Raw genomic sequence first — 13,272 nt, forward strand, 5'->3', positions numbered from 1 at the left:
TGAATTATGATAAGGGAGAAGTTGATAGAGAGAAGGTGAGTAACCGTGAACCTTTACCAGAATTCCCCCGATAACCAGAACAGGGATTATAGAGAAGATGAGCTGTTTCTTACTATAGAAAACTTAAGAAGTGAATTGCTGGAGGTGGCCCAGGAGCGGAGTCTGAGTGATCATGCGGTTCTGGAGCTCAGTCAGCGGCTGGACGGATATATCGTACTGGCCCAGAATCTGATGATGGAGAGTCTGCGCAGCCGCAAGAACGGGGCAGCAGGGTACACCAAGAACACCAAAAACCAGCGGATCAGAAATAAAGCAGCCTTGCAGCAGTAGTCTAAATTATACAATAACTCCAGTAAGCGTCTGGATGTTGAGGTCTCACTATGTGGGGCCGTTTTGTTGTGCTTTCAATAGTCATCACCTATAATGGCAATAAATAGAAGGGTTACAAGTGAATCCTTGAGGAGGTGCCGGGTGGAGGCGAAACTGACAACGCTACGAACGGAAATTGAGAAAAATTTGTCCCGCTCGGGCCATAATCTTGCCTCATTTGCCAAAATATCCGGACTCAACCGCGGCAGTCTCAGTGCGATCCTTCATGGCAATCCGTCCAAGCCGATTTCTCTGGGACAACTGGATGCGATGACGCGGGCATTCGGATTCCCGGAGGGCTGGCTGTATCCGCTATATGTGGAAGAGTGCTTTAGTGAGGACAGAATTTCCCGCCGCCGTGTGGAGCCTTTTTTGGTCCGCTGTGCCGAAATTGGCAAGCGGCAGTGTATTGATGAAGTGTTAGGCAGAATTATGGAATACCCCAGGCCGCTGGATATCATCTATACGGTTGCGGAGAGGCTGTTCTGCAGCGGCAAGACACAGGAATCGGTCGTGTTCTACAGGCTTATTGTAGAGAATGAGCCGGATAGCTACTCAGAACGGCTGGCCATCAGCCAGTACCGTATTTTCAAATCCCTGCAGTCTACGCCTGATGTGGATATGGAACAGAAGCTGCGCGCTGTAATCTGCTTTGAGCCGTTCCGCGGTCTGCTTCCCGAGGACATGCAGCTCGACGGGCTGCTTAAGCTGGCGAAGGTATGCTTTGCCCTGCACCGCTGGAAGGATGTAGAGAAATTTGCCGATGAGCTAAGGGCATTAGCCCATGGAATCTACCGCGAGGAGCTGCGCAGAAGCAAGGGGAAACGGGTGGAGGCTTTCCAGGCGGAACGCCCGCTGGTAGTCTATTATGGCCATGGCTATCTAATGAAGGCTTCGGCGCTTACTAAGCGTGGGGAATATGAGCAGGCCAAGAAATACACCGCCGGTTATGCGGATCTGGGATGGTTTGAGCTGCTTGATGATGAAGGGCGCAGTGCCGTGGATAGCTTCCGGCTGTTTGCTGTAGCCAATAGCTTTACCCTTGAGATATTAATGGGCAATACTTCGGTGCTGCCGGCATATATAGCTTTTTTGGCAGAGCATCCCGGTGAAATTCTATCCGGCATGGTCATTATTCTGGAGTCGGCCAACCGTTTCAGATTCTCAGCAGACGCTGTGCTGTCACGCTTTTCCAGGGAGATGCTGCGTTTTGAACAATTTCAGGACCCGATTAATGTAGACCGTGTGTACCGCCTCTATTACCAGATAGCCATGTATTATATCTCCCGTAAACAGTACTCCAAAGGAATTGACTATATTATTCAATGTCTGCGGCTAACCGTCAGGCTGAATAGCGGCAAGGACTTCATTAATTGTGTGACCCTGTTCGAATTGAACAGAGACGCCTCATCCGACACCCAGCAGACCGCTTACAGGGAGCTGCTACGGGAGGTAAGACAGCGCGACGAAATAACTGATCATGAGAGCCCGCGTTTTGGCGTTATTTAGCTTTATCATTACCTTATCTGAGGATCACTCCCCGGCCAACCGTGTCGAGGGAGCATTTGTGCATGATTATGTGAAAAAAAGTACAATGATCCGTTATACTGCGTTCTTCAATCTGTAATAATTGATAGCGTATTCAGGAATTGACAAAGGTTTGCCCGGAAAATATAATTAGGTAGCCTAATTAATATAGTGTTTAATTATTTGTATACCTAACTAAAAAAGAGGTGGGAACATTGGGATAAATAGAGAAGATGAAAATTCAGTCGGACACAAGCTTTTCTCCGCACTCCGGAAGCTGCGCAAAGGCCACCTGCATCATTCCGTGGAGGGTCATAAGCCAAGTGAGATGACTTTATTGATATGTATTGCACGGGCGTCCCATTCATCTGATGTAGGACTCAAGGTTTCTGAAATCAGCCGCTTTCTGGGGCTGACTCCGCCCACGGTCACACAGCTGATCAACAGTCTGGAGGCTAAGCAGATGGTGGAACGGCAAGCCGACGCCTCCGACCGGAGAGTGGTACGCATCAAGTTGACGGAACAGGGGAAAATTATTACCCGCAAGGCCAAGAAGCACATGGACACCACGCTTAACAAAATGGTGGAGTATCTGGGTGAGGAAGAGTCTGACCAGCTGGCAGAGCTGCTGCTTAAAGTACATGCCTTCATGAAAGACAATCCTCCGCCTAATCTAGACCGGTTACAAATGAACGGAGATGAGAAACTTGATTAAATTACTAAAGCATTTGAGACCCTTCCGACTGGCGATAGCCGCAGTACTGATTCTCGTATTCCTGCAGTCCATGGGGGATTTGTATCTCCCGACCCTGATGAGTGACATTATTGACAAGGGGATTGTAGATGGCGATCAGCCTTATATCTGGAGAATCGGCGGCTTCATGCTGCTGGTAGCGGCCGGCGGTGCAGTCTGCTCCATTATTGCCAGCTATCTGTCGGCTAAGGTTGCAGCCGGCTTCGGTAAGAACACCCGGTCACGGATGTTCAACCATGTCGAGAACTTCACGCTGCATGAATTCGACAAGCTGGGTACGGCTTCATTAATTACACGTACTACCAACGATATTACACAAGTCCAGACCGTATTAACTATGATGCTTCGCATGATGATTGGTGCTCCGATGATGATGATCGGCGGGATCATTATGGCGGTGTCCGAGGATGCCAAGCTCTCGCTGATCTTTGTAGTGGTGATTCCGCTGCTGGTTGGAGCGATCTTCTTCATTGGAATGAAGGGGCTTCCGCTGTTTAAAGCCATCCAGATCAAGCTGGATAAATTAAACCTTGTGCTGCGTGAGCATTTGACCGGTATCCGCGTAATCCGCTCGTTCAACCGGATTGATCATGAGAATAAGCGGTTTAGCCTGGCCAATGCAGATCTGACGGATACTGCAATCAAGGTGAATAAGGTTATGGCCGGACTGATGCCGCTGATGATGATCGTGATGAACTTCTCCATGATCGCTATCCTCTATTATGGTGGAATCCGGATTGGCGACGGCGATCTTCAGGTAGGTTCACTAATGGCCTTCATTCAATATGCAATGCAGATTATGTTCTCCCTCATCATGGTTTCGATGATGTTTGTCCTGATTCCAAGAGCCTCTGCCTCTGCACTGCGTATCAATGAAGTCCTCGATATGCAGCCTGAAATTACGGATCCGACAACCGCAGACCTGAAGACTACGGCTACAGCTACCCATGCGGACGGCCGTGACGGAATGCACGGTTTTGTGGAGTTCGACAACGTATCCTTCTCTTACCCGGGAGCTGAACAGCCTGCGCTGTCCGGAATTACCTTCAGTGCACGCCCCGGCGAGATTACAGCTATTATCGGGGGAACCGGGTCAGGTAAATCAACGCTGCTAAGCATGATTCCAAGATTCTATGATGCTATTGAAGGTGCGATCCGCGTCGATGGAGTGGATGTTCGCCAGATGACGCAGGAGGATCTGCGGAGCAAGATTGGTTATATCCCGCAAAAAGCCGTGCTGTTCACCGGTACCATCAACGAGAATATCCGTTACGGTAAAGAGGATGCTACAGATGAAGAAATCATTCATGCTGCTAAAGTGGCCCAGGCCTATGATTTCGTAACGGCTATGAAGGACGGTTTCAATTCGGAAATCTCCCAGGGCGGGGGCAATGTCTCCGGCGGCCAGAAACAGCGTTTGTCCATTGCCCGTGCACTGGTACGGAAACCGGAAGTGTATCTGTTCGATGACAGCTTCTCGGCGCTTGACTTCAAGACCGATGCCAAGCTGCGTGCTGCCCTGAAGGGGGAGACTACAGAATCTACAGTCCTTATTGTCGCACAGCGTGTCAGTACGGTTATGGATGCAGACCGGATTATCGTACTGGATGACGGCGAGATTGTCGGAATGGGCACACACCGTGAGCTGCTGGATAACAATGAGGTGTACCGCGAGATCGTATCCTCGCAGTTGTCAGAGGAGGAAATAGCATGAGTGAGCAGAATAGAGACATGAAACCGCCCCGGCGTTCAGGTGGCGGCTTCGGACCGGGCGGAGGTCCCGGCGGTCCGGGCATGAGAATGCCGGCCGAGAAAGCCAAGGATTTCAAGGGAACGCTGCGGCGCCTGACCCGGTATTTGCGCCCGCGCCAGGTTCAGCTGATTATTGTGTTTGTGATGGCAATTGCCAGTACCATATTCAGCATTTTCAGCCCTAAAGTAATGGGTAGAGCTACCACCAAATTGTTTGAAGGCGCCTATGGCAAGCTGATGGGTGTAGCTGGAGCGGAGATTGATTTTGGCTATATTAATGATATTCTGATTCTCCTGGCCGGACTGTATCTGTTAAGCTCACTGTTCAGTTATATACAGCAGTATGTAATGGCCGGTGTGGCGCAGAAGGTCGTATATGATATGCGTGAGCAGATCAACAGCAAGCTTGAACGGCTGCCACTGAAGTATTTCGATTCCCGGACACACGGGGAAATATTAAGCCGGGCGACCAATGATGTGGACAATATCAGTACTACCCTGCAGCAGAGCTTGACCCAGCTTATTACGTCCGTTGTGACGATTATTGGTGTCATCGTAATGATGCTGACCATCAGCCCGTGGCTGACGTTGATTACCATAGTAACGCTGCCGCTGAGCTTCGTGGTCATTATGCTGATCACCAAACGCTCACAGACCTATTTCATCGGCCAGCAGAAGTCGCTGGGACAGCTGAACGGCCATGTTGAGGAAATGTATACCGGACACCGTATTATCAAAGCGTTCGGACGCGAGAAGAACTCTTTGAAGGACTTCAACAAAATTAATGATGACCTGTACAATTCCGGCTGGAGATCCCAGTTCATCTCCGGGATTATTATGCCGCTGATGATGTTTATCGGGAACCTTGGTTATGTGCTGGTCTGTGTGGTCGGCGGGATCTTCGTAACCAAAAAAGCGATTGATGTCGGGGACATCCAGGCCTTCATCCAGTATTCGCGCCAGTTCACTATGCCGATTACGCAGACAGCCAATATCGCCAACATCATCCAGTCCACCATCGCTTCGGCGGAACGTGTATTTGAACTGCTGGATGAAGAAGAGGAAGTTCCAGAAGTGGGGACTTCACTTGCGAAACGTCCAGCGGATGCAGAAGAGGGCTCCGTGGAATTCCGCCACGTGAAGTTCGGCTACAAAGAGGATGCTATCCTCATTGAAGACATGAATATCGAGGTCAGCCCGGGACAGACTATTGCAATCGTAGGTCCGACCGGAGCCGGTAAAACGACCCTGATCAACCTGCTGATGCGCTTCTATGAGATCAGCGGCGGGGAAATTGTGATCGATGGTGTCAACATCACCAATATGAAGCGCAGCGAGCTGCGCAGCAAATTCGGTATGGTGCTCCAGGATACCTGGCTGTTCAACGGCACCATCCGTGACAATATCGCTTACGGCCGGGAAGGTGCTACGGAGGCTGATGTGGTCCGGGCAGCGAAGGCTGCTCATGCCGACCACTTCATCCGCACGCTGCCGCTGGGCTATAACACGATACTGAACGAGGAAGCCTCGAACATCTCCCAAGGACAAAAGCAGCTGCTTACTATTGCCCGGGCAATTCTGGCCGATCCTTCAATCCTGATTCTGGATGAAGCCACCAGCAGCGTCGATACCCGCACGGAGGTGCAGATCCAGAAGGCTATGAATACGCTGATGAACGGCAGAACCAGCTTCGTCATCGCTCACCGCCTGTCCACCATCCGTGATGCGGATCTGATTCTGGTTATGAATCAGGGCAGCGTGATTGAGAAGGGCACCCATCTGGAGCTACTCGAAGCAGGCGGCTTCTACGCCGACCTCTACAACAGCCAGTTCTCCGGGGATGATCTGCCGGATGTAGGGTGAATCACCTTCCAAAATAAGTAATAGGCTCATAAAGCCCTAATGTCACAGCAACTCTGCTGAGGATATAGGGGCTTTATTTTTTTGGTTAATCTCGCTAATCGCTTAAGGGCTTTGCAGGACTGTCCTGTTATGTGGGGACACTATGGACGTGGGTCTATTAAGCGTTACCTAGTACCCCTTAATCTTTGGATTGTTTTCTATATGCACCGTTATTGCTCTCTTGTTTCTAGGTGAAGATGGACTACCGTATTAAAAGTCAGCGTTGACATCGTTCTCAAAAATAAGAATCTTTTCTCGCTATCTCTTCGTGGTGAGAGGTGTTATAAATATTAAAATTTATTATTTTTTTAAAAAAATTAAAATAATTGTAATAATTAAGCGAGAGATTAAAGTGAAAAAATGGTAATATATACAGCGGTAGGCCGGCTGCTGAAAATTACCAATGGAGGTTTATTTATGAAAAAAGCTTCTGCCTTCTTTTTATCTTTTGCTTTGATGCTTCTTTTCTCGTTTCCTGTTTTCGCATCTGATAACGTTGTTGCAGAGCCAGAGTATATAGCCCCTTTAGAGAATACAAATACGCTTTCCGAATCTGAGCTTAATGATTATCTTGGGCAAATGGGGTTTACGACTGAAGAAACCAGTTTTATATCCTTAGCTTTAAAAAAGCAGATTGTCAGTGATGGCGGCATAAAAATTAAGGCTGAAAAATTGAATCCTGTAAAAACCATTATAGATGAAGAGGGGAAAGTAGTTTCTTCTAATCAATTTTCCACAAGGTCTGTCCAAGAAGGCAATTTTTCTTTATATGGATTTGCAACAAAAAACAGTTCACCTAATAGCTCCGAAAATAGCTATAATATATATGCACAGTATAATTGGGCAAAAGCACCTACTTTCTGTTTTACAGACACGCTTGGAATGGCTTGGCAGAGCCAGGCCACACCTTACGGAGCACCTTATAGCGTTCATAATTGGAGATCAGATCCACAATTATTCCAATATACAAATAAAACTCAAAAACAAGAAAATGATGGGGATGCAGTAGAGATCAATATTATTTCGACTGGAGATCAATCACAAGATGGATATTTAAAGCAGGAAATAAGGGTAGCAAAATCATACGCCGGACAAACGGGTTCTGTAGCACTCGGTTATGCTCATAAACTAATTCCCGGAGCAGCATTGGCTATTTTAAATTTTTTTAGTGTAGACTTTTCGGGAGCAGCAATAGAAGATTTTACTGATCGTTTTAATTTCACTTATTAAAAAATAATATGTACTGGAGCAGCAATGAATTGTGATTTGCCCCCGTACATAAGACATGGGGAGAGTAAATGGTCTACATTTACATGATAATTACAATTTCTGTTTTTTATTTATTGGTTGGTGTGTCTTCCCTATTTGGAGTACGCTTAGTTAGCGGTGATGATTCTTTATATCTTTTTTTGCTGGCTATCATAGGAATACTTTTATATATCGCTGATAAGCAGAAAAAAAAGTAGCAGATCAGTACTGGAGTTTTCTGGATTAATGGAACCGGAGAGCTCAAGAAATCTTAAACATTCATCAGCTTTAGCGTTTAACAGGGAAACTGTAGAAGCGTAGAGGTAGGGAATCCAATATACGAGGGTCCGCATATCGCTTATGGCGATTTGCGGGCCTGTTTGTTTTGCCGGGGAACAGAATAGAACCCCTTTCAGCTTTGTTAACATAAAAAAGGTTTGATTTAAATTTTTAGGGTATATATGATAAGGATAGTAAAAATGACCCGCGGCTCATTTTAGGCCTGCGGATGGGAGAGAGGATGAAAGGAATGTCAGGCTACGGTAAATGGGTAGCAGGAGGCAAAACAAAATGGATTACCCTTCTGGTGTGGATTGCAGTTGTAGGGGCTTTGACTATGATCTGGCCTTCAGTGAACTCGCAGGTTGTCAATAACGCGCCCAACCTGCCGGAGGATTCGCAATCTGTCCGCGCAGCAGCCCTTGCAGAGGCAGAATTCCCTGCCGGAAGCGGCGTACCGGCCTTGCTGGTATGGCATCGTGAAGGCGGCTTAACAGAGGATGATCTCTTACATATAACTGCTGTATACTCCAAGCTTGAACAGCAGCCGCTCGCGCATCAGAACTTTGTTCCGCCGCTTGGACAGCTGCCGCCGCAGGCGCTGCAGGCTTCACTGTCGGAGGATAGAAGCACACTCGTCACACCGGTGCTGTTTGACAAGAAGGCAGACAGTGACCAGCTCGGGGAATCGCTGACTGAGATGAAGAAGCTGGTAAGTACTGAAACAGGAACAGACCCTTCTTCAGTAAAGCCAGCCAGCGGCGACTTAAGCCTGCGGGTTACCGGCCCTGTCGGGATATCGGTAGATGCCACAGGCCTGTTCAAGAATGCCGACGTTTCTCTGCTGATTGCAACGGTAATTCTGGTGCTGGTCTTCCTGCTCCTGATCTACCGATCGCCGATTCTGGCATTGATACCGCTCATTGGCGTGGGCTTTGCTTATGGCGTGACCAGTCCGCTGCTCGGCAAGATGGCAGAGGAAGGCTGGATTACGGTGGATTCGCAGGCCGTATCTATTATGACGGTGCTGCTCTTCGGGGCGGGGACAGACTACTGTCTGTTTATGATTTCCCGGTTCCGCCAGATGCTGAAGGTTGAGGAGAATAAGGGGCGTGCACTGCTGAGTGCAATCACCCATTCCTCCGGAGCGATCGCCATGAGCGGATTCACAGTTGTGCTTGCGCTCTTCGCGCTGCTGCTGGCCAAATACGGGGCGTACCACCGCTTTGCGGTTCCGTTCAGTGTCTCCATTCTGATTATGGGGATTGCCAGTCTGACGCTGGTTCCGGCACTATTGGCTATATTCGGGCGAACCTCGTTCTTCCCGTTTGTTCCGCGCACTCCGCAAATGGAGATTGAGCGGGCCAAGGCCAAGGGGAAGCCGGTACCGGAGCCGAAGCGTTCGTCCAAAAAAGGAATCGGGCATCTTGTCATTTCCCGGCCATGGGCGATCGTAGGAGTAACCGTGGTGGTATTGGGCATTCTCGCCTCGTTCTCCAGCGGAATTAAATTCACCTATGATATCCTGTCCTCCTTCCCGAAAGATATGGAATCGCGTGAAGGGTTCGACCTGATCGGCAAGCAGTTCTCTCCCGGAGAGCTGGCACCAGCCAAGCTGATGGTGGATACAGAGGGCCTGAGCGGCGGAGAAGATCTGAAGGTCATCCTGAGCGGCCTGTCCTATGTGGACGTGGTGTCTGATCCGCAGCAGGGGGCCGTCAATAAGAACATCACTGCATATGATATTGAATTCAAGGCCAATCCGTATTCCATCGAGGCAATGAATCACATTCCGGCGCTTCAGGCTACGGTAGAGCAGGCACTGGCGGAGTCGGGAATTGAGAACGCGCAGGATAAGGTATGGATTAGCGGACAGACCGCCACCCAGCATGATACCAAGGAGCTTGGGGAACGGGATACCGACCTGATTATACCCGTGGTTATCGGGATGATTACAGTGCTCCTGCTGATCTATCTCCGATCTGTAGTAGCGACCATTTATCTGGTGGCTACAGTAATTCTCTCCTTCTTCTCGGCACTCGGTCTGGGCTGGATAATTATTCATTATCTGCTCGGTGCAGATGCAATTCAAGGCGCAATTCCGCTCTATTCCTTCGTCTTCCTGGTAGCGCTGGGCGAGGATTATAACATCTTCATGATCTCGAATATCTGGAAAAAGCGTAAAGTGATGCCGCTGAAGCAGGCCATCGCCGAAGGCGTGAACGAAACCGGATCGGTAATCACCTCTGCCGGACTCATTCTGGCAGGTACGTTCGCCGTATTGGCAAGTCTGCCGATTCAGGTGCTGGTGCAATTCGGCATCATCACCGCGATTGGCGTGCTGCTCGATACCTTCGTGGTCCGGCCGTTCCTGGTTCCGGCCATCACCGTGCTTCTGGGCCGCCGGGCCTTCTGGCCGGGCAAGCATCAGGACGTGAGCGAGTCTCCGGCAGCGGGCCGCGAATAACCGGATTGTGAACTACAGAAGCAATAACAGGGATGCCCCGTCAAGCCTTAAAGGCTGCGGGGCATCCCTGTTGTGTATATGCGTAACGGCTAGATTCAGTTACCGGGATTTCGGCTGAGTATCAGCTCATACTTGTCGAGTGAGGCGCCGACAATGGCTTCATTCCGGCCGGCCCCGCGGTGCGAATCGCGGAAGGCGGGGCTGGACGTCCAGCCGCTCAGCGCTTCCTCGCTCTCCCAGACAGTACAGATCTTCAGTTCCTCCACGCCTTCTTTGGGCGCGCCCTGCCAGACCTCCATGCGGATAAATCCGGGCATGCTCTGCACCCCATTATCTGCCCCGAAACGCGAGGCCAGTGCTTCGCCATGTCCTTCTTTGATCTTAATCGTGTTGGTTACTACCAGCATGCCAAGTCCTCCTCATAGGGTGTGGGTGTAATCTGCCATTGTTATTGCGGATTGGTCGTCCAGATGCCAGCAGTCTTCAGGAAGACGCGGTCTGGAAGCTTCAAGGCAGCGAGTGTCAGCTCGGCCACATCCTCGGGCTGCATCATCCGGTCTTCATCGCCGATCTTCAGGCCGGCACCGGTGGCCAGACCTGTGTTGACGGTGCTGGGGGTCAGTGCCACGACACGGATATTATGCTTGCGGACCTCCATCGCCAGCGCTTCCGTCATACCCATCAGAGCGAATTTGGAAGCACAATAGGCTGAGCCTGTAGCGAAGCCGCGTTCTCCTGCCGTGGAAGAGATATTGATGATGTTACCGCTGGAACGTTCAATCATAGCAGGCAGTGCCGCGCGGGTTACATAATAAGTGCCGAACAGATTGATCTGCATATGGCGCTCCCAGTCAGCAGGGTCCATCTCCAGGAAGGTGCCAAACTGGGCAATCCCGGCATTGTTGATAAGCGCATCGAACGGGCCCAGGTCATTCTGCAGGGCGACAACCGCCCGCTCTGCTTCCTCACGCACCGCGATATCAGCTACAGCAATGCTGACCTTGATGTCATATACCTCAGTCAATGCCGATTTCAATGCCTCCAGATCTGCTGAAGTTCGGGAGATAAGCCCCAGGTTGGCGCCTTCTTTAGCGAGTGCCATCGCGAGTGCTTTGCCGATTCCTTTACCTGCACCTGTAATTACAATACTGGTTCCTCTTAAATCCATAACCTGTCGTCACGCTCCTTAAGATAGGAAATTCTATATATTGGATGAACATAAGGCTATTATACCTGAGCGGACAGAGACAATCACGCCGGAACAGGCGGAGAGGGACAAGACAGTCCATTCTAATTGGAATGTCTCTGCACACTGCTGTATATGAAGCAGGCTCACAGCTTGGCTGTGAGGTTCTTAAGCGGCACTGTTGCCGGTCCTTCGAGCACATCGCCCTCATAAGAGAAGCGGGAGCCGTGGCACGGGCAATCCCAGGAGCGTTCCCCGTCATTCCATTCGCATTCACAGCCCATATGTGTGCAGGTTCTGTCCACGAGATGCAGCTTGCCCTCAGGGTCGCGGTAGCCGCCAACCCGTTTGCCGTCATGGAAAACAACGGCCCCTTCGTCCGGCGCAAGCTCGTCTGTTTTTTTATGGATAATCTCCACTTTTCCGGCTACAAGCTCTTTGGCGACCGAGAAGTTCTGTACAATGAAATTTTTGATGCCCGGATTAGCCTTGAAGCGTGACGGATCGTACAGCTCCTTATAAGGGTTGCTGCTGCCTGCAATTCCGTCCGCAATCAGGCGCGCAGCCAGCGTTCCGCTGGTCATGCCCCATTTGCCGAAGCCGGTGGCAATATAGATTTCTTCATCCTCTGCCCGCTTGCCGATGTAGGGAACCCGGTCCAGGGTGATCAGATCCTGCGCCGACCAGCGGAAGGGAATGCTGCGGATGCCGAGCAGTTCTCCCGCAAACTTCTCCAGATTCTCATAGTGGCCGAAGGTGCAGATGCCCTGTCCGGTCTTATGGTTATTCCCGCCGACGATAACCAGCTTCTGCCCGCCCCATTCCACCGCGCGCAGCGAGCGGGTAGGTTCACTGGCACTCAGGTACATGCCGCCCTCATAATCAGCTTCCGGCTCAATAGCCAGGCAATAGGACCGCTCCGCGTGCAGCCGTGAGAAATAGAGAGAGCCTCCATCATAGAATGGGAAATGGGAAGCGGATACGGCATGGCGGCATTTAATTTTGAACTTCTCCCCTTCGGTATAGAGGGTGAGATGCCCGTCCGTATCGACCCTTTCACCAATCATCGTATGCTCGTATACCGTGCCGCCCTTGTCCAGCACGACCTGCAGCAGCCCTTTCAGGTACTCCAGCGGATGAAAACGGGCTTGTCCGGGCAGCTTGATCGCACCGCCGGCTCTGAGTGGCAGCGAAACCTGATCCAGCCATTCTCCGGGCAATCCAAGCTTGCTGTAGGCCTCGAATTCAGCGGCCAGCTGCTTGAGCGTCTTCTCATCTCCCATATCGGCATACAGATACGCAGGTTCCCGCGTCAACCCGCAGGACAGCCCCAGTTCTTCCGCCGTAGCTATCATCCACTCCAGCGCTTCACTGTTTGACTGGAAATAGAGCCGGGCCTGTTCTTCCCCAAAGTGCTTCAACAGATCGCTGTAGATCATGCCGTGCTGGGCGGAGATTTTGGCGCTGGTGAAGCCGGTGGTACCGCCGAGGATCTCCCCTGCTTCGAGCAGAGTGACCTTATATCCCGCCTTGGACAGCAAATAAGCTGTCGTAATACCCGTAATGCCTGCTCCGACAATGGCTACGTCTGTGACATGATCTTCCGCAAGCTCCGGAAAAGAGGGCAGCTCCGTGCTGCCCCTCCATAAGGATTCCGGAAATTGCGGAAGACCTTGCGAGCGGTGATCCTGTGAATTCATGAGTTGATCCCTCCATTAGTCAGTATTCATTTCATTTATTACCACACTTCCGGCAAAAGAAACGCCGTAGCCCGGCAGAAGGTGCATG

At 50.5% G+C, this 13,272-nt stretch carries 10 protein-coding genes; 7 read left to right on the top strand and 3 right to left on the bottom strand.

Annotated features, from left to right (window positions below):
• The first annotated feature begins 45 nt into the window (after positions 1-45).
• The 7 genes from MHI42_RS22435 (at position 46) to MHI42_RS22465 (ending at position 10,298) form a co-directional block, all read left to right on the top strand.
• The gene (locus MHI42_RS22435; RefSeq protein ID WP_171720722.1) at positions 46-330 is read left to right on the top strand and encodes a Spo0E family sporulation regulatory protein-aspartic acid phosphatase; all 285 of its coding nucleotides are present in this window, start codon (positions 46-48) and stop codon (positions 328-330) included.
• 141 nt (positions 331-471) lie between these two features.
• Positions 472-1,878, top strand: a complete 1,407-nt coding sequence (locus tag MHI42_RS22440) for a DNA-binding protein (RefSeq protein ID WP_342420708.1) — start codon at positions 472-474, stop codon at positions 1,876-1,878.
• A gap of 346 nt (positions 1,879-2,224) precedes the next feature.
• Positions 2,225-2,611 (top strand): MarR family transcriptional regulator, encoded by a 387-nt coding sequence (locus MHI42_RS22445; RefSeq protein WP_052422143.1) that lies wholly within the window; start codon positions 2,225-2,227, stop codon positions 2,609-2,611.
• Positions 2,604-4,364 (top strand): ABC transporter ATP-binding protein, encoded by a 1,761-nt coding sequence (locus MHI42_RS22450; RefSeq protein WP_171720720.1) that lies wholly within the window; start codon positions 2,604-2,606, stop codon positions 4,362-4,364. The genes MHI42_RS22445 and MHI42_RS22450 overlap by 8 nt, the downstream gene beginning before the upstream one ends.
• Entirely contained in the window at positions 4,361-6,265 is a 1,905-nt protein-coding gene (locus MHI42_RS22455; RefSeq protein WP_281365940.1) for an ABC transporter ATP-binding protein, read from the top strand. Before MHI42_RS22450 ends, MHI42_RS22455 begins: the two co-directional genes overlap by 4 nt.
• A 456-nt stretch (positions 6,266-6,721) precedes the next feature.
• Entirely contained in the window at positions 6,722-7,534 is an 813-nt protein-coding gene (locus MHI42_RS22460; RefSeq protein ID WP_340989474.1) for a hypothetical protein, read from the top strand.
• A gap of 538 nt (positions 7,535-8,072) precedes the next feature.
• Positions 8,073-10,298 carry an MMPL family transporter gene (locus MHI42_RS22465; RefSeq protein ID WP_342420709.1) on the top strand — a complete coding sequence of 742 codons (2,226 nt, stop codon included), beginning with the start codon at positions 8,073-8,075 and terminating at the stop codon, positions 10,296-10,298.
• A 95-nt stretch (positions 10,299-10,393) separates the two neighbouring features.
• On the opposite strand, the gene MHI42_RS22470 is transcribed toward MHI42_RS22465, so the two are convergent.
• The 3 genes from MHI42_RS22470 to MHI42_RS22480 form a co-directional block, all read right to left on the bottom strand.
• A complete protein-coding gene (locus MHI42_RS22470; RefSeq protein ID WP_342420710.1) occupies positions 10,394-10,705 on the bottom strand; it encodes an antibiotic biosynthesis monooxygenase in 312 nt (103 codons plus the stop codon).
• A 41-nt stretch (positions 10,706-10,746) separates the two neighbouring features.
• Entirely contained in the window at positions 10,747-11,466 is a 720-nt protein-coding gene (locus MHI42_RS22475; protein WP_039305517.1) for a 3-ketoacyl-ACP reductase, read from the bottom strand.
• 164 nt (positions 11,467-11,630) lie between these two features.
• On the bottom strand, positions 11,631-13,184 hold the full coding sequence (locus MHI42_RS22480) for an FAD-dependent oxidoreductase (RefSeq protein WP_342420711.1): 1,554 nt from the start codon (positions 13,182-13,184) through the stop codon (positions 11,631-11,633).
• Between the last annotated feature and the right edge of the window lie 88 nt (positions 13,185-13,272).

Source organism: Paenibacillus sp. FSL E2-0178, assembly GCF_038593005.1.
Classification (GTDB): Bacteria; Bacillota; Bacilli; order Paenibacillales; family Paenibacillaceae; genus Paenibacillus_AQ; species Paenibacillus_AQ phytohabitans.

What these genes read in the sequence shown, in the direction of transcription:
- MHI42_RS22445 (WP_052422143.1), top strand. Translation starts at nt 2,225, where the DNA reads ATGACTTTATTGATATGTATTGCACGGGCGTCCCATTCATCTGATGTA.
- MHI42_RS22455 (WP_281365940.1), top strand. Translation starts at nt 4,361, where the DNA reads ATGAGTGAGCAGAATAGAGACATGAAACCGCCCCGGCGTTCAGGTGGC.
- MHI42_RS22460 (WP_340989474.1), top strand. Translation starts at nt 6,722, where the DNA reads ATGAAAAAAGCTTCTGCCTTCTTTTTATCTTTTGCTTTGATGCTTCTT.
- MHI42_RS22465 (WP_342420709.1), top strand. Translation starts at nt 8,073, where the DNA reads ATGAAAGGAATGTCAGGCTACGGTAAATGGGTAGCAGGAGGCAAAACA.
- MHI42_RS22470 (WP_342420710.1), bottom strand. Translation starts at nt 10,705, where the DNA reads ATGCTGGTAGTAACCAACACGATTAAGATCAAAGAAGGACATGGCGAA.
- MHI42_RS22475 (WP_039305517.1), bottom strand. Translation starts at nt 11,466, where the DNA reads ATGGATTTAAGAGGAACCAGTATTGTAATTACAGGTGCAGGTAAAGGA.
- MHI42_RS22480 (WP_342420711.1), bottom strand. Translation starts at nt 13,184, where the DNA reads ATGAATTCACAGGATCACCGCTCGCAAGGTCTTCCGCAATTTCCGGAA.